21 protein-coding genes are annotated in these 20,463 nt (G+C 71.3%); 13 read left to right on the top strand and 8 right to left on the bottom strand.

Annotated elements, in window-relative coordinates; genetic code table 11:
* Positions 1 to 71: 71 nt before the first annotated feature.
* A complete protein-coding gene (locus AB0I38_RS33100; protein ID WP_358489485.1) occupies positions 72 to 1,010 on the top strand; it encodes a diacylglycerol/lipid kinase family protein in 939 nt (312 codons plus the stop codon).
* A 70-nt stretch (positions 1,011 to 1,080) separates the two neighbouring features.
* On the opposite strand, the gene AB0I38_RS33095 is transcribed toward AB0I38_RS33100, so the two are convergent.
* Genes AB0I38_RS33095 through AB0I38_RS33085 form a run of 3 tightly spaced genes read right to left on the bottom strand, consistent with a single transcriptional unit; the run spans position 1,081 to position 5,548 of the window.
* Entirely contained in the window at positions 1,081 to 1,866 is a 786-nt protein-coding gene (locus AB0I38_RS33095) for an SWIM zinc finger family protein (protein ID WP_358489474.1), read from the bottom strand.
* A 2-nt stretch (positions 1,867 to 1,868) separates the two neighbouring features.
* Entirely contained in the window at positions 1,869 to 4,865 is a 2,997-nt protein-coding gene (locus tag AB0I38_RS33090) for a DEAD/DEAH box helicase (RefSeq protein ID WP_358489467.1), read from the bottom strand.
* Positions 4,866 to 4,882: 17 nt separating this feature from the next.
* Positions 4,883 to 5,548 (bottom strand): Uma2 family endonuclease, encoded by a 666-nt coding sequence (locus tag AB0I38_RS33085; protein WP_358489461.1) that lies wholly within the window; start codon positions 5,546 to 5,548, stop codon positions 4,883 to 4,885.
* 118 nt (positions 5,549 to 5,666) lie between these two features.
* On the opposite strand from AB0I38_RS33085, the gene AB0I38_RS33080 reads away from it, so the two are divergent.
* The 12 genes from AB0I38_RS33080 (at position 5,667) to AB0I38_RS33025 (ending at position 14,994) form a co-directional block, all read left to right on the top strand.
* On the top strand, positions 5,667 to 5,831 hold the full coding sequence (locus tag AB0I38_RS33080; protein ID WP_358489454.1) for a hypothetical protein: 165 nt from the start codon (positions 5,667 to 5,669) through the stop codon (positions 5,829 to 5,831).
* An 82-nt stretch (positions 5,832 to 5,913) separates the two neighbouring features.
* Complete coding sequence (locus tag AB0I38_RS33075) at positions 5,914 to 6,294, top strand: phage holin family protein (protein ID WP_189127023.1); 381 nt, start codon at positions 5,914 to 5,916, stop codon at positions 6,292 to 6,294.
* Positions 6,291 to 7,085 (top strand): DUF3618 domain-containing protein, encoded by a 795-nt coding sequence (locus tag AB0I38_RS33070; RefSeq protein WP_358489446.1) that lies wholly within the window; start codon positions 6,291 to 6,293, stop codon positions 7,083 to 7,085. Before AB0I38_RS33075 ends, AB0I38_RS33070 begins: the two co-directional genes overlap by 4 nt.
* A 4-nt stretch (positions 7,086 to 7,089) precedes the next feature.
* The gene (locus AB0I38_RS33065; protein WP_358489441.1) at positions 7,090 to 8,028 is read left to right on the top strand and encodes a YihY/virulence factor BrkB family protein; all 939 of its coding nucleotides are present in this window, start codon (positions 7,090 to 7,092) and stop codon (positions 8,026 to 8,028) included.
* Complete coding sequence (locus AB0I38_RS33060; RefSeq protein WP_358489436.1) at positions 8,028 to 8,456, top strand: protease inhibitor I42 family protein; 429 nt, start codon at positions 8,028 to 8,030, stop codon at positions 8,454 to 8,456. Before AB0I38_RS33065 ends, AB0I38_RS33060 begins: the two co-directional genes overlap by 1 nt.
* Before the next feature lie 40 nt (positions 8,457 to 8,496).
* On the top strand, positions 8,497 to 8,949 hold the full coding sequence (locus AB0I38_RS33055) for an HIT family protein (protein WP_358489432.1): 453 nt from the start codon (positions 8,497 to 8,499) through the stop codon (positions 8,947 to 8,949).
* A 25-nt stretch (positions 8,950 to 8,974) separates the two neighbouring features.
* Entirely contained in the window at positions 8,975 to 10,153 is a 1,179-nt protein-coding gene (locus AB0I38_RS33050; RefSeq protein WP_358489427.1) for a sensor histidine kinase, read from the top strand.
* A gap of 33 nt (positions 10,154 to 10,186) precedes the next feature.
* Positions 10,187 to 10,936, top strand: coding sequence for a LytR/AlgR family response regulator transcription factor (locus tag AB0I38_RS33045; protein WP_358489423.1), 750 nt, complete (start codon positions 10,187 to 10,189; stop codon positions 10,934 to 10,936).
* A complete protein-coding gene (locus AB0I38_RS33040; RefSeq protein ID WP_358489417.1) occupies positions 10,933 to 11,379 on the top strand; it encodes a hypothetical protein in 447 nt (148 codons plus the stop codon). The genes AB0I38_RS33045 and AB0I38_RS33040 overlap by 4 nt, the downstream gene beginning before the upstream one ends.
* A gap of 25 nt (positions 11,380 to 11,404) precedes the next feature.
* Entirely contained in the window at positions 11,405 to 12,892 is a 1,488-nt protein-coding gene (locus AB0I38_RS33035) for a cation acetate symporter (protein WP_358489413.1), read from the top strand.
* A 165-nt stretch (positions 12,893 to 13,057) separates the two neighbouring features.
* Positions 13,058 to 13,387 carry a DUF485 domain-containing protein gene (locus AB0I38_RS33030; RefSeq protein WP_358489409.1) on the top strand — a complete coding sequence of 110 codons (330 nt, stop codon included), beginning with the start codon at positions 13,058 to 13,060 and terminating at the stop codon, positions 13,385 to 13,387.
* Complete coding sequence (locus tag AB0I38_RS33025; RefSeq protein WP_358489406.1) at positions 13,384 to 14,994, top strand: solute symporter family protein; 1,611 nt, start codon at positions 13,384 to 13,386, stop codon at positions 14,992 to 14,994. The genes AB0I38_RS33030 and AB0I38_RS33025 overlap by 4 nt, the downstream gene beginning before the upstream one ends.
* Positions 14,995 to 15,056: 62 nt before the next feature.
* Here AB0I38_RS33025 and AB0I38_RS33020 read toward each other — a convergent pair whose 3' ends face one another.
* From AB0I38_RS33020 to AB0I38_RS33000, 5 genes are all read right to left on the bottom strand, one after another.
* Entirely contained in the window at positions 15,057 to 15,644 is a 588-nt protein-coding gene (locus tag AB0I38_RS33020; protein ID WP_358489402.1) for a GTP-binding protein, read from the bottom strand.
* A complete protein-coding gene (locus tag AB0I38_RS33015; protein WP_358489397.1) occupies positions 15,625 to 16,002 on the bottom strand; it encodes a DUF742 domain-containing protein in 378 nt (125 codons plus the stop codon). The genes AB0I38_RS33020 and AB0I38_RS33015 overlap by 20 nt, the downstream gene beginning before the upstream one ends.
* The gene (locus tag AB0I38_RS33010) at positions 15,999 to 16,418 is read right to left on the bottom strand and encodes a roadblock/LC7 domain-containing protein (RefSeq protein ID WP_358489391.1); all 420 of its coding nucleotides are present in this window, start codon (positions 16,416 to 16,418) and stop codon (positions 15,999 to 16,001) included. Before AB0I38_RS33010 ends, AB0I38_RS33015 begins: the two co-directional genes overlap by 4 nt.
* Complete coding sequence (locus tag AB0I38_RS33005) at positions 16,415 to 18,745, bottom strand: sensor histidine kinase (protein WP_358489386.1); 2,331 nt, start codon at positions 18,743 to 18,745, stop codon at positions 16,415 to 16,417. Before AB0I38_RS33005 ends, AB0I38_RS33010 begins: the two co-directional genes overlap by 4 nt.
* A 135-nt stretch (positions 18,746 to 18,880) precedes the next feature.
* Positions 18,881 to 20,398, bottom strand: coding sequence for a prenyltransferase/squalene oxidase repeat-containing protein (locus AB0I38_RS33000; RefSeq protein ID WP_358489381.1), 1,518 nt, complete (start codon positions 20,396 to 20,398; stop codon positions 18,881 to 18,883).
* Positions 20,399 to 20,463 lie beyond the last annotated feature (65 nt).

Here is a 20,463-nt window from a genome sequence, read left to right as displayed (position 1 = left end):
CGCCGGGACCCCCCTCCCGGCGGCCCTGAGGCGACCTCAGGCACCGGCTTCTACGCCTACGATTGATGACCATGAGCGAACTGCGTACCAAGGCCGAGCACACCGAGGCGATCCGCACGGACCGCCGGGTGGCGGTGGTGGTCAACACTCGCTCCCGGCGCGGCCGGCGCCACTACTTCGAGGTGATCGACCAGATCCACGCGCTCGGCATCGAACCGCTGGCCGAGATCGGCGTCTACAACCCCAAGCGGCTGCGCGACCTGCTCGACACCGCCCTCGCCACCAACCCCGACCTGCTGGTCGTGGGCGGCGGCGACGGCACCCTCTCCTCGGCCGTCCGCCACGTCGCCGACCGCGACGTCGCCCTCGGCGTGCTGCCGCTCGGCACCACCAACAACTTCGCCCGCAGCCTCGGCCTGCCGCTCGACCTGGCCGGCGCGATCCGGGTGTTCACCACCGGCAAGGTCGCCGACATCGACCTCGGCATGGCCGACGACCGGCCGTTCGCCAACCTGGCCAGCTTCGGCGTCTCGGTCGAGGTGGCGGGCAAGGTCAAGCCCTGGCTCAAACGCGTCATCGGCCGCCCCGCCTACCCGCTCACCGCGCTCACGGTCCTGCCGGGCCACCGGCCGTTCCGCGCCTACATCACGGTCGACGGCGAGCGCCACGAGCTCCTCACCCACCAGCTCAACATCGCCAACGGCCGCTTCCACGGCGGCTGGCAGGTGGCCAAGGACATCAGCATCGACAACGGCATGCTCGTCGCCTACCAGCTCGGCTCGGGCAAGAAGCTGCGGCTGCTCGTCGAGACCCTGGCCCGCGCCACGACCGGCCGCTGGCGCAGCCTGGCCGGCGGCCCGTTCGTGACCGGCCGCGAGATGCTGCTGGAGACAGACCCGCCGATGGCCGCCGACGTCGACGGCGAGGTGCGCCTGCGCACCCCGATCCGCCTGCGCGTGGTGCCCAACGGCGTCCGCGTGATGGTCCCCGACTCCTTCGAGGACAGCTGACCGGGCGCGCCCGAGGCGCGAGGACGTCCCGCCGTACACGGCCGGCGTCCACCACCACCGCGCGGGCGTGCTAGGAGTCACCCAGGCGCAGGTAGGCGGGGGTCAGCGTGCGGGCCAGGTCGCCGGGCGGCGGGAAGACGCGCAGCAGCAGATCGGGCGCCGCCGCCGACGGGCGACGCTCCGGCCGGTGCGCCGTCGCGCCGGGCGCGTAGAAGTCGGCCAGCCGGTCGGCGAACGGCACGTCCTCCACCCCCGACAGGTCGGCCGCCGCCGGCTCGTCGGCCAGCGATCCCAGGAGTTCCTCCCGGCTCCGACCGCGCCAGGCCAGCACCAGGAACGGGTCGTCGTCGAACGACTCCGCCAGCAGATACAGCACCGCCGACAGGTGCTTGCACGGGAAACCCCAGTCGGGGCACGAACAATCCATGTCGAGGTCGCGCGGGAACAGGTCGATGCCCAGCGCGGCGAACACCTCCTCGATCTCCGGCGGCATCTCACCGGCCAGCAGCTTGGCCCGGTGCACCGCCTGCGCCGCGATCGCCTCCTCGATCGACGCCCACCGCTCCTCGCCGTACGCCTCGATCCTGATCGTGACCCGGTAGGGCTTGGGTCGCGAGCCCTGGACGGACGCGCGGACCAGGCCGGGGGACAGGTCGATGGACAGAACCTGGCCCTTGCGGGCGTAGGCGCGCCCGCGTGTCAGGCGGCCCTTGTCGCAGACGCGCTCCAGGATGTCGATGAACCGTCTCGACCACCAGGTGGAGCCGATCGAGCCGCGCCGCGTCCGCGCTTGGATGCCGCCCTCGACGCTGATCGGCTTGGTCGTCTCGTACCAGCCGTCCCTGCCGATCGGCATGCTCAGGCCACCCCCTCTGCCGTCAGCCTGAACACCTCGCGCAGCTCCTGGGTGGACAGGTCGGTCAGCCAGTCCTCGCCGGTGCCGACCACGCGCTCGGCGAGCGCCTTCTTGCGCTCGATCATCTCGTCGACGCGCTCCTCCAGCGTGCCCGCGCAGATCAGCTTGCGGACCTGTACGTTCTTGCGCTGCCCGATGCGGAAGGCGCGGTCGGTCGCCTGGTCCTCGACGGCGGGGTTCCACCAGCGGTCGACGTGGATCACGTGGTTGGCGGCCGTCAGGTTGAGGCCCACGCCCGCCGCCTTGAGCGACAGCAGGAACAGCATCGGCTCCTCGTCCCGCTGGAACCGCTCGACCAGCCGGTCACGCGTCTTCTTCGGCAGCCCGCCGTGCAGCCAGAGCACCGGCCGGTCGAGCCGCTGCGCCAGGTAGGGCTGGAGCATCGTGCCGAACTCCGAATACTGCGTGAACACCAGCGCCTTCTCGTCCTCGGCCAGGATCTCCTCGGCCAGCTGCTCCAGCCGGGCCAGCTTGCCCGACCGGCCGGCCAGCCGGGAGCCGTCCTTGAGCAGGTGGGCGGGGTGGTTGCAGACCTGCTTGAGCCTGGCCATGGCCGCCAGCACCTGGCCGCGCCGCTCGATGCCCTCGCTGTCGTCGATCCTGCCCAGCATGTCCTCGACGACCGCCTGGTAGAGCGAGGCCTGCTCGGGGGTGAGCGGGCACCACTCCTTGACCTCCAGCTTCTCCGGCAGGTCGGAGATGATGGACTTGTCGGTCTTGACCCGCCGCAGCACGAACGGGCCGGTCGCCCGCTTGAGCGCCAGCGCCGCCTGCTCGTCCTGGCGCGCCTCGATCGGCTCCTGGAACCGGCTCCTGAACCTCTGCCGCGAGCCCAGCAGCCCAGGGTTGGCGAACTCCATGATCGACCACAGCTCGGCGAGGTGGTTCTCGACCGGTGTGCCGGTCAGCGCCAGCCGGGTCGGGGCCGGGATGGCGCGCACCGCACGCGCCTGCAGGGTGCCGCTGTTCTTGATCGCCTGGGCCTCGTCGCACACCACCCGGCGCCACTCGACCTGCCGCAGCGCCTCCAGGTCGCGCTGCGCCGTGCCGTAAGTGGTGATCACCAGGTCGGCGGCCGCGATCTCCGCCGCGTCGCGCCCGCCGCCGTGGTGGACGTAGACGCGCAGCGCCGGCGCGAACCTGGCCGCCTCGCGCTGCCAGTTGCCCACCAGCGACATCGGGCACACCAGCAGCGTCGGCGTCTCGGCCGCCTCGTGCACCAGCAGCGCCAGCGTGGTCACCGTCTTGCCCAGCCCCATGTCGTCGGCCAGCACCCCGCCCAGGCCGAGCTCCGACAGGAAGCTCAACCAGGCCAGCCCGCGCTCCTGGTAGGGCCTGAGCACGGCGTCGAGGCCCCGAGGCGTGGCCAGCGGACGCAACCGCTGCTCGGCCTGGCCGGACAGCAGGTCACCGAGCACCCCGTCGGCGTCGACCGCCACCAGCGGCAGCTCGTCGTCGCCCTGCACGACGTGCCGCAGCAGGTCGGCGACGGGCAGCTCGCCCGTCCGCTCGCGCTCCACGGCCTTCAGCGCCGCGTCGAGCTGGCGGTCGTCGAGCTCCACCCACTGCCCGCGGACGCGGACCAGCGGCACCTTGAGCCTGGCCAGCTCGGCCAGCTCCTCCTCACTGATCGTCTCGTCGCCCACCGCGAGGTCGATCCGGAAGTCGACCAGCTCGCGCAGCCCGAACCCCTGGCTCGCCGCCGCCTGCGACCGGGTGCGGGTGGTCAGCTTCAGGCCCAGCCTGCTGCGGCCCGCCCAGCGTGGCAACTGCACCCCGAACCCGGCCGCCTGCAGCAGTGGCGCCGCCTGTCGCAGGAACGCGAACGCGCCCGCGGTGTCGAGCCGTAGCTCGTCCGGCTCGGCCACGCGCAACGCCCGGTCGAGCTCGGGATACAGCCGCGCGGCGCGGCCCAGCCCGGCCAGCAGCTCCCGCTCGGGACGTCCGGGCAGGCCCGTCAGCTGCTCGCCGCTCCACACCGTGCGCGCCGGCACGTACAGGCTCGGGTCGTCGGCCGCCTGCAAAGCCAGCTCCACCCGCCACCCCACGCCCCCGCCAGGGGCATCGGGGACGGGGGGTTCCACGAGGCGGAAGCAGACGCGGGTGGCGCCCTCGGCCCTGGTGACGGCTTCGCGCCACGCCTCCAGCTCCGTTCGCAGCCGAGGATCGTCAGGGCAGGAGGAGTCGGGGCCGGTCAGCGCCGCGAGCCAGCGCTCTTCGAGCGTCTTCGGCCCGCTCATCAGCGGCTCGTCCAGTGCCTGCCGCACCAGCGCGTCGGTGAACGCGTCGAGCGCCTCGGTGAGCACCGCGCCGGACGGGCGCTCGGTCGCGGCGGTGCGGCAGGCGGGCGGCATCGCCTCGGCCAGCTCCCTGGCGTAGCCGGCGTCCGCACCGGTCACCACGGGCCGCCACACCGCCCGCGCGCCCGCCTGTGGCGCGGCCCGCCTGTCGAGCGGGTCGCCGTTCCCGGCGGGGGCGGCTGCTGGGGCGGTGACCAGCTGGGGGATGACGCGTCCGCGTCGTACCAGATCGTGGGCGAAGGCGGCGACGGCCGCCCAGTGGCGGACGGTGGCGGTGGCCGGGTGCGCCGCGAGGACGCGCAGGGTGTCGCCGGTGGATGGCACGACGGCGGGCACCCGCCACAACCGCAGGCGCGGCCTGACCACCTCGGACAGCCGCCCCGTCTCGGGCGACGGGACCGGCTCCCGGACCGACCCGGGCAGCAACAGCTCCAGCACCCGCCCAGAACCCACAGCCCCAGCGTCAGCCTCGGCGTCGAGGCCGGTGCGGGCAAGAGCGTCGGCGAGGGTATGGAGCGGGGCGGCGAAGGGGTGATGGCGCGGGGTCCCGGGTGTGGTCGCCGGGGACGAAGGGGACTGGGGAGTCTCCGCCCAGAACGCGAGGCCGTCTCCCGCCCAGACCGCGTGTAGCACCAGCACCGCAGCAGGCTACCCGCTCACCGGAAGATCAGGTCTGTCTCCAGCTTGATCCCGAACGGCTCCGGCAGCTCCACCGGTTGTCCGGATTCGGCGATGACCGATGTCTGATACTCCCCTGCGAGGAGGTCGCACAGCAGTCTGACCGATGGCCGTTCGGAGAAGTCGTCCAAGATCAGCATCACGGGTATGCCTGCCCGTGCGTACTTGGCGGGCTTGATGTTCAGATCATCGTGGCGACTGTCGGAAGAGGTCACCTCCACCGCCATCAGGGTGCCGTAGCCGTACGCCTGGTTGTCGTCGAACTCCGGGCAGTCCGGCGGCGCGACGAGCAGGTCGGGGAGCCGCTTGTCACCACGCTCGGGAGGAATGTGCACCGCCCAGCATTGGTGGAACTCCCAGCCGTTCTTCCGCTTCACGTCATACAGCTGGTCGGCCAGGCGGTCGAGCAGGACGCCGTGCCGTCGTTTCGCCCAGGGGCTCACTATGATCCTTCCGCCCACGATCTCAGCTCTCCAGCCGTCCTGGAGGAGGTCCTGCCATAGCCGCTCGCGGCGGAGCTCGTCCTCGGTCGGGCCGGATGCCCCCCATCCCGGCCCCCACGTGCGGGCGGGGGGCGGCGGCAGCTCGGGACCCCGCACGGTGTCGTGCTGGCGGGTTTTCCTGCGCGTGATGCCGGTGGCCATGGCCGTCACCCTTTCGCTCGTGTCATCGAGAACACTACACGGCGTGACCATTCGTTGACTCAACGAGAGGGTGGCTGCGGGCTGTAGCGAGCGAGGGGCGGAGTCGTAGGCTTGAGGTATGAATCCTCCCGGATCGTGGTGTGAGCGGCCCAAGCCGCAGGCTCCCTCGTGCGAGCTCCCGTCCCCGTGGAGCAAGCCGAAGCAGCCCGACAATTGGTGTGAGACGCCCAAGTCGCCGATCCTGTCGGTGCTTGACTTCCTGGTCCGCGCCGCCAAGAGGTGACGGCCCGCGCCGTCGCGCCGTTCGCGTGATAGAAGGCGTTCTGGCTGGGTAGTCGCCTTCCTCAGCAGAGGGAGGCGACCACGTGAACGACACACACAAGCTCGTCAACGATCTGTCAGAGCAGGTCTCCAGGCTCGTCAGAGACGAGGTGCGGCTGGCCCGGTTCGAGCTGACCGAGAAGGGCAAACGCGCCGGATTCGGCGCGGGTCTGTTCGGTGGAGCCGGCATGGTCGCGTTCTTCGGCGCGGCCACGCTCGTGGCGGCCTTCGTCATGCTGCTCGCCCTGGTCATGCCCGCATGGGTGGCCGCCGTCGTCGTGGCGGTGGTCCTGTTCGCCATCGCCGGCGTGCTCGGGCTGGTCGGCAAGAAGAAGGTCAAGCAGGCCGGTTCGCCGATGCCCGCGGAGACCATCGCGAGCGTCAAGGCCGATATCGAGACGGTCAAGGAGAGTGTGCGGCGATGAGCGAGACGGATCCCGGCTACAGCGAGGACCACGCCGGCGAGGTGGGCGCCCGCAGGAGCAGGGTGGGCATGCCCACGGACGACAAGTCCATCAACGTGCCTCTGACGAGGGCGGGCGCGGCGGAGAACGCGCTGCACGCCGAGGAGGAACGCGAGGAGCACGGGGCGTTCATCCCCGAGGCTCCGCTCGAGGACGACCGGGCCGCGGCGGTCCGCGCCCGCGAGATCGAGGCGAGGTCCCAGCAGGGGGGCCACGCCGGCCCGGCCGGTACCCAGACCACCACCACCCGCAGTGGCGCCGGAAGACGCCGATGGGTGGGAGACGATGAGGAGGATCGCGTGCGCGAAGAGATCAGGACCACCCGGCAGGAGCTCGGTGAGACCGTGGCGGCCCTGGCCGACAAGGCCAACGTGAAGGCGCGCGCGAACGACGCCGCGGCCGCCGCCAAGGTGAGGGCGGCCGACGCCACGGCGGCGGCCAGGCACAAGGCGGCCGACGCGGCCGCGATGGCCAAGGAGAGGGCGGCCGACGCGACCGCGCTGGCGCGGCACAAGGCGACCGACGCGACGGCCGTGGCCAAGGTCAGGGCGTCCGACGCGGCGGTGGTGGCGAAGGAGAAGGCGGCCGAGGTGGCGGGCAAGGTTCGCGAGGCCACGCCCGACCAGGTGAAGGACGCGGCGGACAAGGTCACCGCGGAGGCGCGCAAGCGGCCGGCGCTGGCGATCGCCGCGGCCGGCGTCGTCGTGGCGCTCCTGCTCCGCCGGATGACGCGGCGCAAGAGGAGGAAGTGACCCCTTGACCGCCCCGCACGGTCCCACGGATCTGCCGCGCCGAGCCTGGTGGAGCGTGCTGAAGCGGACGTTCTCCGAGTTCAGGCGGGACAGGGTGCCGGACCTGGCCGCGGCGCTCACCTACTACGCGGTGCTGTCGATCTTCCCGGCGCTGATCGTGCTGGTCTCGCTGCTGGGACTGCTCGGCCGTGAGGACACCGCCACCCTGGTCGGCAGCATCACCGTGCTGGCGCCCGCCGAGGTTCGCGACCTGCTGACGCAGGGCGTGTCGGGCGTCCAGCGCTCCGGCGGGTCGGCGGGCCTCCTGGCGATCGTGGGACTGGCGGTCGCGCTGTGGTCGGCCTCCGGCTACATCGCGGCCTTCATCCGGGCGGCGAACGTCATCTACGACATCGAGGAGGGGCGTCCCTTCTGGAAGGTCACGCCGCTCAGGCTCGGCCTCACGATCCTGGTGACCGTGCTGCTGGCGGCAGGGGCGATCGCGGTCACGCTCACCGGCCGGCTGGCCGACGTGGCGGGGAAGGCTCTCGGGCTGGGCAGCGCCGTGGTGAACGCCTGGGACGTGCTCAAGTGGCCCGTCCTGGCGCTCATCGCGGCGGGGCTGATCATGGTGCTCTACTGGGCGGCGCCCAACGTGCGCCAGCCGGGGCTGCGCTGGATCACACCGGGCGGGCTGCTGGCCGTGCTGCTCTGGGTGATCGTCTCCGGCGGGTTCGCCCTCTACGTGGCGAACTTCGGCTCGTACAACAAGACGTACGGCACGCTGGCCGCGGTCGTGGTCTTCCTGATCTGGCTGTGGCTGTCGAACATGGCGCTGTTGTTCGGCGCCGAGCTGGACGCCGAACTGGTCAGGCAGCGTCACATCGCCGTCGGCGGGCACGTGGGGCAGGAGCCCTACGTGGTCCCACGGGACGAGCCGGAGCCAGATAGCCTGCCGGGGTGATGTCGCGAAAGGTACTGCCGTCCGTCGTGCTGGTCGCGCTGCTGGCCACGGGCTGCGGCGGGGGATCGGCGGTCAGTGACCTGGGCACCGTGGTCAAGGGCGCCAAGGGCGCGACCGTCCCGGCCGAGCTGGGCGTCGGACAGCGCTTCTCCCTCGCGGTCGCCGACGACCCGTCGGCCGGCGACGACTGGAGCCTGGTCGCGGTGCCCGACGCCAAGGTGGCCTCGTACATCAGCGAGGAGCACCGGCCCGCCGGCGACCCGCCCGGCGCGGGCGGCACCACCTACTTCGTCTTCAACACCAAGGGGCCCGGCAGCGCCCGGATCACGCTGCGCGACTGCCATCGGTGCGGCACCGCCACGGCGCCGCCCGACGAGCAGAGCAGGCAGCTGTCCGGCGAGGCGATCTTCGAGCTCACCGTCCGGTGAGCCCTTGCTCCCAGGTGCCGCCTCCGCGAGGCTTCGCCCCATGGACGTCAACCGCCGCCAGGACGGCGGCCTCGTGAGCGACGACCCGTTCTGCCAGATCATCGCGGGGGAGCGGCCCGCGTTCGTCGTCCACGAGGACGACCTGACCGTCTCCTTCCTCGACGGCCGCCCGGTCTTCAAGGGGCACGTGCTGGTGGTGCCACGGGCCCATGTCGAGACGCTGTCCGACCTGACCGAGGTGGGCCCGTTCTTCGAGCGGGTCCAGGAGATGGCGCGTGCCGTGGAGGCGGGCCTGGAGGCGGGCGGCACGTTCGTCGCGTTGAACAACCGCGTCAGCCAGAGCGTCCCGCACCTGCACGTGCACGTGGTGCCCCGCAACCCCAAGGACGGCCTGCGGGGCTTCTTCTGGCCGCGCACCAGGTACGCCTCCGACGAGGAGGCCCGGTCCTACGCGGCCGCGATCGCCGGGGCGCTGTCCGGGGGCGCGACGTGACGTCCTGCGGGTAGGCTCCGGCGACGTGGAATACCTCGTCGGGGTCGCGGTGGTGGCCGTCCTCGTGGGCGTGCCCGCGATCGTGCTCTGGCGGGTCATACGCGGCCGCCGCGAGCTGGGCACCAGCCCGGCCGAACGGGCCACGTTCGAGACCTTGCACACCGCCTCCCTGGCCGGCCCGCCGCTGCGCGCGGGCCTGACCGCGGACGGGGCGGAGCGGGCGTCGCGGCACCTGCGCGCACTGCTCGGCTCGTCGGCGCTGGCCATCACCGACGGCGAACGCCTGCTGGTCTACGACGGCGCCGGCGACCACCACGCCGGGCAGGCGTTCGAGCACGCCCAGGCGACGCTGCAGGACGGCCGCACCCAGGTGCTGGCCATCGAGTGCCACCTGCTGGAGTGCCCGATCAGGCACGCCGTGGTGGTGCCGCTGACCACGGACGACCGGGTCGTCGGCGCGCTGGCCGCCTACGGGCCGAACGCCTCGGCGGGCCTGGTCCGGGCCGCGCAGGAGGTGGCCGGGTGGGTCGACTCGCAGCTGGAGCTGGCCGAGCTGGACCGCTCGCGGACGCTGCTGATGGAGGCCGAGGTGCGGGCGCTGCGCGCGCAGATCTCACCGCACTTCATCTACAACTCGCTCACCACCATCGCCTCGTTCGTCCGCACCGACCCCGAGCGCGCGCGCGAGCTGCTGCTGGAGTTCGCCGACTTCACCCGCTACTCCTTCCGCAGGCACGGCGAGTTCACCACGCTGGCTGAGGAGCTGCGCTCGATCGACCGCTACCTCATCCTGGAGCGGGCCCGGTTCGGCGATCAGCTGCAGGTGACGCTCCGCATCGCCCCCGAGGTGCTGCCGGTCGCCGTGCCGTTCCTGTGCCTGCAGCCGCTGGTGGAGAACGCCGTCAGGCACGGCCTGGAGAGCAAGAACGGCGTCGGCCGCATCGCGATCATCGCGGAGGACGCCGGGGCGGAGTGCCGGATCAGCGTCGAGGACGACGGCCTCGGCATGGACCCCGACCGGTTACGCCGCATCCTGGCCGGCGAGATCGCCCCCGAGGGCGGGGTGGGGCTGGCCAACGTGGACGAACGGCTCCGCCAGGTGTACGGAGACGACTTCGGGCTGGTCGTCGAGACGGGAGCCGGGGCGGGCACGAAGGTCAACGTCAGGGTGCCGAAGTATCACCCCGGCGTCTCTGCCCGTTGACCTCGATCTTTGTTGTCGGTTTTATCACTGTCTATGGCACATCTACGGGTCCTCGCGGTCGACGACGAGCTTCCTGCCCTGGAAGACCTGTCGTACCTGCTCCGCGCCGATCCCCGCATCGGCGAGGTCGCCACGGCCAGGGACGGGGCGGCGGCGTTACGCCTGCTCGACCGGGCCATCGCCGAGGGCCGGCCGATCGACGCGGTCTTTCTCGACATCAGGATGCGCGGGCTGGACGGCGTGGTGCTGGGGCGGCTGCTGTCGCAGTTCGCCAACCCGCCGCGGGTCGTGTTCGTCACCGCGTACGAGGAGCACGCCGTCGACGCGTTCGAGATCAAGGCCGAGGACTACCTGCTCAAACCGGTGCGCCCGGAACGGCTGGCCGAGGCGATCAGGCGGGTGGCCGTCTCGGCGGACGTGCCGGTGGACGCCGGGGAGTCCGACACGATCCCGGTCGAGCTGGGCGGCGTGACCCGGTTCGTCTCCAGCGCCGACGTCGTCTACGTCGAGGCGCAGGGCGACTACGCCCGGCTGCACACCGCGGCGGGCAGCCACCTGGTGCGCATCCCGCTGGCCACGCTGGAGGAACGGTGGTCCACGGCCGGGTTCGTCCGCGTGCACCGCAGCCACCTGGTCGCGGTCAAGCACATCGAGGAGCTGCACATCGACTCCGGGCGGTGTACGGTCCGGGTGGGCGAGACCGAGATACCGGTCAGCCGCCGTCACACCCGCGAGCTGCGTGACCTGCTGGTCCGCCGGGCCAGGAAGGGGAGACCGGAGTGAGCCCCGAGCCGCGGCCGGCCCGCAGGATTCCGCCCGGCCGCGCCGACGTACCCCGCAAGGTCCCGTCCGGCCGCGGCGACGTCCCCCGCCGGGTGACCGTGACGAGCCCGCGCACGGCCGCCGCGCGCCGCCCCCGCTATCCCGCCACCCGCGAGATCGACGAGCAGACGCACCTCGGCGAGGTCTACATGCGCTCGCTGCTGCGCACCCAGTTCCGTCTCGCGCTGTTCGTCTGCACCGTGCTGGCGTGTGTCGTGGGCGGCCTGCCGCTGCTGTTCCTGGCCATCCCGGAGCTGCGCGAGGCCGACCTGCTCGGGATCCCGCTGCCGTGGGCGGTGCTGGCCGGCCTGATCTACCCCGCCTTCGTCCTCGGCGCCTGGCTCTACGTCCGCCAGGCCGAGCGCAACGAGCGCCACTTCGCCGACCTGGTCGAACGCCCGTGAGCGGGCGGCCGGCGGAGCCGGGCCGGTGAGCCTGGCGGCAGTGGTCACCGTGATGGTGGCGACCGTGCTCATCGGCGCCTTCGGCATCCGCTTCTCCCGCACCACCTCCGACTTCTACGTCGCCTCCCGCACGGTCAGCCCGCTGTGGAACGCCTCGGCCATCGGCGGCGAGTACCTGTCGGCCGCGTCCTTCCTCGGCGTGGCCGGGCTGATCCTGTCGTTCGGCGTCGACATGCTCTGGCTGCCCGTCGGCTGGACCGGCGGCTACCTCGTGCTGCTCGTGCTGGTGTCGGCGCCGTTGCGCCGCTCGGGCGCCTACACGCTGCCCGACTTCGCCGAGGCGCGGCTGGAGTCGATGTCCGTGCGCCGCACGGCCAGCGTGCTGGTGGTGCTCATCGGCTGGCTCTACCTGATGCCGCAGTTCCAGAGCGCAGGCCTGGTGCTGCGGACGATCACCGGGGCACCGGTGTGGGCGGGCGGGCTGCTGGTGGCCGTCGTGGTCGCGGTCAACGTGCTGTCGGGCGGCATGCGGTCGATCACGTTCGTGCAGGCGTTCCAGTACTGGCTCAAGCTGACCGCGCTCGCGCTGCCGCTGGTGTTCCTGCTGCTGGCCTGGAAGAGCGACGGCGCGCCGGCCGTGAGCGCGGCGGACGCGGCGACCTGGCAGGTGCCGCTGGCCGGGGGCAAGGAGTACGGGCTCTACTCGACCTACTCGCTGATCCTGGCCACGTTCCTGGGCACGATGGGGCTGCCGCACGTGCTGGTGCGCTTCTACACCAACCCCGACGGCCAGGCGGCCCGCCGCACCACGCTGGTCGTGCTGTCGCTGCTCGGCGCCTTCTACCTGCTGCCCGCGGTGTACGGCTGGCTGGGCCGGATGTACGCGCCCGACCTGGTCCGCACCGACGCGGTCGTGCTCACGCTGCCCGGCCGGATGGTCGGCGGCACCCTGGGCGACCTGCTGACGGCGCTCGTCACCGCCGGGGCGTTCGCGGCGTTCCTGTCGACCTCGTCGGGGCTGACCGTGTCGGTGGCCGGGGTGATCGCCCAGGACCTGCTCAAGGGCGGGGTGCGCTCGTTCCGGATCGCGACGCTGATGGCCGTCAGCGTGCCGCTGGCGCTGGCGCTGTGGGCCCGCGCCCTCCCGGTGGCCGATGTGGTGGGGCTGGCGTTCGCCGTCGCCGCGTCGTCGTTCTGCCCGCTGCTCGTGCTCGGCATCTGGTGGCGGCGGCTCAGCAGCACGGGCGCGCTGGCCGGGTTGTTCGTGGGCGGTGGGCTGGCCTGCGCGGCGGTGCTGGTGACGATCGTCGGCGGGCCGTACGAGGGGCTGGCCGACGCGCTGCTCGCCCAGCCCGCCGCCTGGACCGTGCCGATCGCCTTCACGGTCATGGTGGCGGTGTCGTTCCTGACGCCGCACCGGGTGCCGGCCGGCGTGGCCAGGACGATGGTCCGGCTGCACACGCCGGAGAACCTCGCCCTCGACCGTGGCGACTGGCGGCCCCGCTCCTCCTGACCCGCGGGGGCGACCGTTCGTCGTACGGATGGCACCTTTCATCGCAAGCCGTACGCAACTAACCGCCGCTCGCCTGCGACTCGCCGAACAACCCCGTCCCCGCTCTCCACGGCGGATAGGTTGCGCTCTTACCTTGAGCGTGATCCGCATCACAGTGGAGGACTCATGACAACCAGAGAACATGACGCATCCGTCTATGAGGAAGTTCAGTCGAGCAGCGAATTCCAGGATTTGAAACGGCGCTTCCGCCGGTGGACGTTCCCGATGACCGTGGCCTTCCTGGTGTGGTACCTGCTGTACGTGGTGCTGTCGGGCTGGGCGCGTGACTTCATGGGCATCAAGCTCGTCGGCAACCTGAACGTGGCGCTGCTGTTCGGGTTGCTCCAGTTCGTGTCGACGTTCTGGATCGCCTGGGCCTACGCCCGGCACGCCGAGAAGAAGCTCGACCCCATCGCCGACAAGCTCCGCAACGAGGTCGAGGAGAAGACGCAGTGAACTCCGAACTCCTGGCCACGATCCTGTTCCTCGCCTTCGTCGCGCTGACGTTGGTGATCACGTTCAGGGCCAGCCGGCAGAACAAGACCGCCGCCGACTTCTACGCGGGCGGCCGCTCCTTCAGCGGCGCGCAGAACGGCCTGGCGATCGGCGGCGACTACATGTCGGCCGCCTCCTTCCTGGGCATCGCCGGCATCATCGCCCTGTCCGGCTACGACGGCTTCCTCTACTCCATCGGCTTCCTGGTGGCGTGGCTGGTCGCGTTGCTGCTGGTCGCCGAGCTGATGCGCAACTCCGGCAAGTTCACCATGGCCGACGTGCTGGCCTTCCGGATGAGCCCCCGCCCGGTGCGCACCGCCGCGGGCGTCTCCACCATCACGGTCAGCATCTTCTACCTGCTTGCCCAGATGGTCGGCGCGGGCGCCCTGGTCGGCCTGCTCCTCGGCATCACCTCACCCGCGGGCAAGGCGTGGACGATCGTCGGCGTGGGCGCCCTCATGATCGTGTACGTGGTGTTCGGCGGCATGAAGGGCACCACCTGGGTGCAGATCGTCAAAGCCGTGCTGCTGATGGGCGGCGCGGCGCTGATCACCATCCTGGTCCTGGCGCACTACGGCTTCAACCTCTCGTCCCTGCTGGGCGAGGCGGCGTCGCAGAGCGGCAAGGGCGACGCCTTCCTCAGCCCCGGCGGGAAGTACGGAACCGAGGCGCAGGGCCTGGCCGGCAAGATCGACCTCATCAGCCTCGGCCTCGCCCTCGTGCTCGGCACCGCGGGCCTGCCGCACATCCTGATCCGCTTCTACACCGTCCCGACCGCCAAGGACGCCCGCAAGTCGGTGCTCTGGGGCATCGGCATCATCGGCACGTTCTACCTGCTCACCCTGGTCCTCGGCTTCGGCGCCGCGGCCCTGGTCGGCAGCAAGACGATCGCCGCCGCCGACGCCGCGGGCAACACGGCCGCGCCGCTGCTGGCCAAGGCCATCGGCGAGACGTTCCTCGGCGACGTGGGCGGCACCATCCTGCTGGCCCTGATCGGTGCGGTCGCGTTCGCCACGATCCTGGCCGTGGTGGCCGGGCTCACGCTCGCCTCCTCCTCCAGCTTCGCCCACGACCTGTACGCGCACGTGTTCAAACGCGGCACCGCCACCGAGCGCGAGGAGGTGCTGGTGGCCCGCATCTCGGCGTTCGTCATCGGCGCCGTCTCGATCGGCCTGGGCATCCTGGCGCAGGGGCAGAACGTCGCGTTCCTGGTGGCGCTGGCGTTCGCGGTGGCCGCCTCGGGCAACCTGCCGGCCATCCTCTACAGCCTGTTCTGGAAGAGGTTCAACACGGCCGGCGCGGTCAGCGCCATCTACGGCGGCCTGGTCTCGGCGCTCGTCCTGGTCATCTTCTCCCCGGTGGTGTCCGGGGGACCGACGTCGCTGTTCAAGACGGCCGACTTCGCCTGGTTCCCGCTCAGCAACCCGGGCATCATCTCCATCCCGCTCGGCTTCCTGTGCGGTTGGCTCGGCACCGTGCTGAGCAAGGAGTACAACGCGGCCAAGTACGCCGAGATCGAGGTCCGCTCGCTCACCGGCGTCGGCGCCGAGAAGGCCACGAAGCACTGATCTCCGCTGGGTGAGAGGGGGCCCGGTCGTTCCGTCGCGACCGGGCCCTTCCGCACGGGTCCCTACGAGCTCACGGGCTCGGCCCGTAGCCGGGCGGAGTGCTTCACCAGCGCGATGAGCACCTCTCTGCTCGACTCGCGCTTCCTGGCGTCGCACATGATGATCGGGATCGACGGGTTGAGCTGGAGCGCCAGCCGTACCTCGTCCAGCTCGAACGTCGGCGACCCCTCGAAACAGTTGACCGCCACCACGAACGGCGTGCCACGCCGCTCGAAGTAGTCGATCGAAGGGAAACAGTCGGCCAGGCGGCGGGTGTCGGCCAGGATGACCGCACCCAGCGAGCCCTCGGCCAGTTCGTCCCAGACGAACCAGAACCGCTCCTGCCCGGGGGTGCCGAACAGGTAGAGGACGTACTCGTCGCTGAGGGTGATGCGGCCGAAGTCCATCGCCACGGTGGTGGTGCGCTTGGCCTCCACCGCCGTCAGGTCGTCGACGCCGACGCCCCGGTCGGTGAGCACCTCCTCGGTGCGCAGCGGCCGGGTCTCGGAGACCGCGCCGACCATCGTGGTTTTGCCCGCGCCGAAACCGCCGGCGATCAGGATCTTGATCGCTGTCGGGATCCGCGGGCGGTCAGAGCGAGCGAAGACCATCGAGCACCGCCCTGTACATCTTCATGTCACGCATGTCCACCTCGGATTGCGGTTCCTGGGCCGATACGAGTTCCCTGTCGAACAGGTCGCCGAGCAGCACGCGGATCGTGCCCGCGGGCAGGTTCAGATGGGCGGCGATCTCCGCGACCGACTTCGGCTCCCGGCACAGTCGCAGGATGCGGAGATGCTCGGGGTCGAGGCCGGCATCCGGGCCCGGCGGATGGCCGACGGCCAGGGCCATGGAGATGAGATCGAACCTTCCGTGGGCCGGGCGGGTGCGCCCGCGCGTCACGACGTACGGCCGGATGATCTCCGGGTCGATCCAGTGGTCGTCGCCCGGTTCGTCCGGGCCGTTCACCGGTCGCTCCCGGCGACGGCCTCACCGGTGCGCGCCGCCGAGGTGAGATACCGGCCGACGCGGGCCACCAGCATGGCCATCTCGTACGCGATCAGCCCGATGTCGGCGTTCTGCGCGCAGAGCACGGCCAGGCAGGCACGGTCGCCCGCGACGGTCACGATGAGGAACTGCGAGCGCCACTCCACGACCGTCTGCTTGACCGCGCCGCCGCCGAAGTGCTCGGAGACGCCCTTCGCCAGGCTCTGCAGCCCGGAGGAGACCGCCGACAGGTGCTCACCGTCGGTTCGTTCGAGCCCCGCCGACGAGGCCATCAGCAGCCCGTCGGACGACAGCACGATGGCGTGCTCGGCGTCCTTGACCCGGCCGATCAGGTCGTCGAGGAGCCAGTTGAGATCCGTGCCGGAAGTCGGTGTCACGTGGAGCCTCCCGGCTGCTGGTCCTCGACGAGCTTGGCGGCTTCGGTCCTGCCCAGCCGGGTGCCCGACTGGAGGGATCCCATCATGGCCCGGATCTCTTCCGGTGAGCGCGCGTCATCGTCTTCCTCGTCGCTGGTCTGTACGGCAGGGGCCTCCTCACGCAGGGCGGGCGCCAGGTTGGCCTGAGGCACCCGGAGCGGCAGGCCCGAGGGCGTGAACTCGGCGGCCGGCTTCACATCGCTTTCCCCTTCGGGCTCCGGTTCGCGGGTGACGGGCGCCGCCTGCTCCTGGGGCACGTCGGGCCGCAGCGTGAGCGCCCGGCGGGAGGAGGCGACGTTGAGCGTGCGGACGTTCTCGGCCGAGGCCGGACGTGTCGCCGTGGCGACGGCCGTCGGCCTGCGCGGCAAACCGGCTCGCGGCACGTCGTCGGGAGGCTTGGGGGCCTCGTCCTGCTCCACGAGCTCCGGCGGCAGCAGCACGACGACCGTGGTCCCGCCGTACGGCGAGGACTTCAGCACCACCTGGATCCCGTGGCGTTCGGCCAGCCGGCTGACCACGTAGAGACCGAGCCGCGCGGTGCCGGTGATGCGGAACTCCGGCGGGTCCGCGATGCGCTCGTTGGCGGCGTCCAGGTCCTCGGGCTTCATGCCGAGACCGCGGTCCTCGATCTCGATGACGTAGCCGTTGGCCACGAGCTGGCCGCTGACCTGGACGGAGGTGTAGGGCGGGGAGAACGAGACCGCGTTCTCGATCACCTCGGCCAGCAGGTGGATGACGTCGCCGACGGCCCGGCCCACCAGCACGACCTCGCCCATCGGCATGAGCGTCACGCGGGTGTAGTCCTCGACCTCGGCCAGCGCGCCGCGGACCACGTCCACCATGGGCACCGAGCGGCGCCAGGTTCGGGCAGGGGAGGAGCCGGAGAGCACGATGAGGTTCTCGGCGTTGCGCCGCATCCGGATGGCCAGGTGGTCCAGGCGGAAGAGCTCCTTCAGCTCCTCCGGGTCGGTCTCCCGGCGCTCCATCACGTCCAGCACGGTGAGCTGCCGCTGCACCAGGCCCTGCGTCCGGCGGGCCAGGCTGAGCAGGATGTCGCGGATGCTGCGACGCAGCTCGGCCTGCTCGGCGGCGACGCTGACGGCGGTGTGCTGCACGCTGTTGAACGCCTGGCCGACCTGGCCGATCTCGTCGTCGCCGAAGTCGAGGTCGGGCACCTCCTTGGAGACGTCCACCACCTCGCCGTGGCCGATCCGGTCGACCACGTTCGGCAGCCGCTCGTCCGACAGCTCATGTGCGGCGTCGCGCAGCTTCTTGAGCTGGGCGAGCAACTGCCGCGTCGTGGTGATCGACAGCACGATCGAGGCGATGACCGCCAGCAGGCCCAGGCCGCCGGCCAGGAGGAGGCGGATGACGACGCCCACGGCGATCGGGACGATGCGCTCCGCCAGGCGGTCGCCCGCCGCGAGCGTCGCCGCCTGCATGTCCGTCAGCGTCGACTCGGTCGCCTTGCGCCACTCCTCGGCATCGACAGGCAGCGGGCCGGTGCCGGATTCGTGCTGGATGAGCTGCTGCTCCATCGCCCGGACCCGGGTGGCGTGCGCGCTCTTCGTCCATCGGTCGAAGGCCGTCCAGTCCTCCTTCGGGAGCTTGGACATGGCCTCGGCCAGCGTGTGGCGGAAGATGCCCGCAGTGGAGATGAACTCGGCGTGGCTGTCCCCGGTGAAGACGCCTCTGGCGAAGACGCCGGCCATGAGCGCGTCCTCGCGCGCCAGCCACTCGCGCGAGCGGCTGATCTCCGACAGGGTCCGCCCGTCCTTGGCGATCTCCTTGTCGTCGAACGCCGCCACCGAGTCGTACATGCGGTAGAGGGAGTCGATCACATCGTTGTACGGGGTGGCCACGGCCTGCGAGGCGCTGCCCCGGCCCGCGTCGATCGCCTTCCTGGCCGTGTCCAGCTTGGTCAGCTCGTCCAGCACATCCCTGGCGCGCGCGATCAGCGCGTCGTCGGCGGCCAGCGCCAAGCTGGAGCTGTCAAGGGAGGTGGTGAACTCGGCGCGCGCCGCGTCGGTGCGCGCGCGCTGGTCACGCAGTGCCTTGTCGACGATCCTGGCTCCGCCCCCCACGCGGGCGATGGTCTGGCGGCGCTCGCGCTGCAGTTCGACGAGCAACGGCTCGCTCGGCTCGACCAACTGGGCGTCAACGGCGGCCGCCCCGATCAGGTTGACGCCCTCCCGCAGCGTCACCCACGCGGCGAACGCCCACAACAGGGTGAGCGACACGATCAGGGCCGTGATTTTGGACCGGACGCTGGCGTTACGGAAGCGCATTGGGCCCACCCAGCGGAAAAGCGCCGTAAGCATGCTTTGTCAAGACGGCAAAAGGGGCATACCAGGAATCTGACACTCGGGTCACCCTAGCAATGCGCTATTACTCCCTCAACACAAAACGCCACCATTAGGCCGCTATGTCCTGTTTTGCCGGTTAAATTCGTGTTGTAGATGGCGTTCTGTCGCGTGTAGGGCTGCCAGGATCGCGGCTTGCACAATTGCTGTCGGTGAGTATAGGTCCTTGTCATGCCACATTGGTGGGAAATGCGGTAGATCGCCCACCTGTAGAAGATAGTCGTATCCGCGCCCCGCTGCCCGCTTGCACCGCTCGTCCGGCTCTGGTCCTGACAGCAACAGGGTCTGTACGGCGTACGCGGTCTCCTCCGCGATGCCCGTCCACCGCCCCCACGACCCGTCGTCCCGCTGGGTGGCCAACACCCACTCCCGGGCACGCAGCACGGAGTCGGCGTGCTCCGGTCCGCCGAACTCGCCCAGCGCCAGCGCGCAGCCCAGCGTCGCGTAGTAGGGCGACGCGTGCCACCGGTCCTCCCAGCTCCCGTCGGGCCGCTGCCGCCCGGCCAGCCACCCGGCCACCCGCGCCATCACCGGCCCGTACCGCCCGGCGGCGGCGGGCCTGGCCCGCACGTACTGGCCGAACGCGTCCAGCACGTGCGCGTTGACGCTGGGCGAGAAGCCGTCCTCGCCCTGCCAGGTGCAGAAGTGCGTGCCCGTGTCGAACAGCAGCAGCGACGCGGGGTCACATGGCGCGCCGAGCAGGGCCAGCGCATGGAGGGCGACGCTGGTGGTGTCCGCGTCGGCGGGCAGCCCGGCCCCCGCCGGCGCGCCTTCCGGAGCGATCGCCGCCCGCAGGTCGGCGATCATCTCCGGCGGCGCCTCCACCGGCACGGCCGCCCTGGCCAGCCAGCTCAGCACCCACCCGCGCTCGAAAACGGTGATCGGCAGCCCGACGGGTACCGGACCGCCGAACCGCTTGGCCACCGCCTCCAGGTGGTGCCTGGCCGAGTCGGCCGAATCGGGCGGCGCGGAGCCTCCGAGCCACGCGGCCGTCGCCGCCGGCGAGGCGCCGACCGTGCCGATCGGCGTGGGCAGCATGCCGTCCATCCGCTGCGGCATCATCGCCTCCAGCACGTGCAACACCTTCTGCGGTGGCTTCGTGCCGGACTCCAGCATGCGCCTGACCAGCCCCAGCCGGGCCCCGTCCAGCCCGGGCGGACGCGGCAGCGGCTCGCCGAACCCGTGCGCGTCGACGAGCGCCACCAGCGACGGCACGATCAGGTCGATGGCCGGGGTGTCAGGCAGCTCGGCCGGTTGCGTCAGCATGCGACGCAGTGCCTCCATCCCCGCCTTCGCGGCTGACAGGAGCACCTCGCGGTCGCCGTCGCGCGCCGCGCTCATCAACGCCTCCGTCGCGCTCAGCGTCGGTACGAGACCGTACCCGCCCGGTTGGCCCCACGAGCCGTCCTCCCCCTGCTCGGCCAGCAGGAAGGCGATCCTCTCCGGATGGCCGGCGAGCCAGGGGGCCAGCGTGACCAGCCGCCCCGTCTCGTACACCGAGGGGGACACCTGGCCCCACGGGGTGGCCATGAGGCCGGCGATCAGATCGGCGGCACGCCGTGCGATGTCAGTGCTCATGGCCCAGTGCTCTCTCGCTCAGTGCTCTCGCTCAGTGCTCTCGCTCAGTGCTCTCGCTCAGTGCT

The organism is Nonomuraea cavernae (assembly GCF_040655715.1).
Classification (GTDB): domain Bacteria; phylum Actinomycetota; class Actinomycetes; order Streptosporangiales; family Streptosporangiaceae; genus Nonomuraea; species Nonomuraea cavernae_A.
This window is presented reverse-complemented; position numbering and strand designations above follow the sequence as displayed.

Excerpts from the sequence above, each read along its gene's own strand:
- AB0I38_RS33100 (WP_358489485.1), top strand. The coding sequence starts at position 72 with ATGAGCGAACTGCGTACCAAGGCCGAGCACACCGAGGCGATCCGCACG.
- AB0I38_RS33095 (WP_358489474.1), bottom strand. The coding sequence starts at position 1,866 with ATGCCGATCGGCAGGGACGGCTGGTACGAGACGACCAAGCCGATCAGC.
- AB0I38_RS33085 (WP_358489461.1), bottom strand. The coding sequence starts at position 5,548 with ATGGCCACCGGCATCACGCGCAGGAAAACCCGCCAGCACGACACCGTG.
- AB0I38_RS33080 (WP_358489454.1), top strand. The coding sequence starts at position 5,667 with ATGAATCCTCCCGGATCGTGGTGTGAGCGGCCCAAGCCGCAGGCTCCC.
- AB0I38_RS33070 (WP_358489446.1), top strand. The coding sequence starts at position 6,291 with ATGAGCGAGACGGATCCCGGCTACAGCGAGGACCACGCCGGCGAGGTG.
- AB0I38_RS33060 (WP_358489436.1), top strand. The coding sequence starts at position 8,028 with ATGTCGCGAAAGGTACTGCCGTCCGTCGTGCTGGTCGCGCTGCTGGCC.
- AB0I38_RS33055 (WP_358489432.1), top strand. The coding sequence starts at position 8,497 with ATGGACGTCAACCGCCGCCAGGACGGCGGCCTCGTGAGCGACGACCCG.
- AB0I38_RS33045 (WP_358489423.1), top strand. The coding sequence starts at position 10,187 with ATGGCACATCTACGGGTCCTCGCGGTCGACGACGAGCTTCCTGCCCTG.
- AB0I38_RS33030 (WP_358489409.1), top strand. The coding sequence starts at position 13,058 with ATGACAACCAGAGAACATGACGCATCCGTCTATGAGGAAGTTCAGTCG.
- AB0I38_RS33020 (WP_358489402.1), bottom strand. The coding sequence starts at position 15,644 with ATGGTCTTCGCTCGCTCTGACCGCCCGCGGATCCCGACAGCGATCAAG.
- AB0I38_RS33005 (WP_358489386.1), bottom strand. The coding sequence starts at position 18,745 with ATGCGCTTCCGTAACGCCAGCGTCCGGTCCAAAATCACGGCCCTGATC.
- AB0I38_RS33000 (WP_358489381.1), bottom strand. The coding sequence starts at position 20,398 with ATGAGCACTGACATCGCACGGCGTGCCGCCGATCTGATCGCCGGCCTC.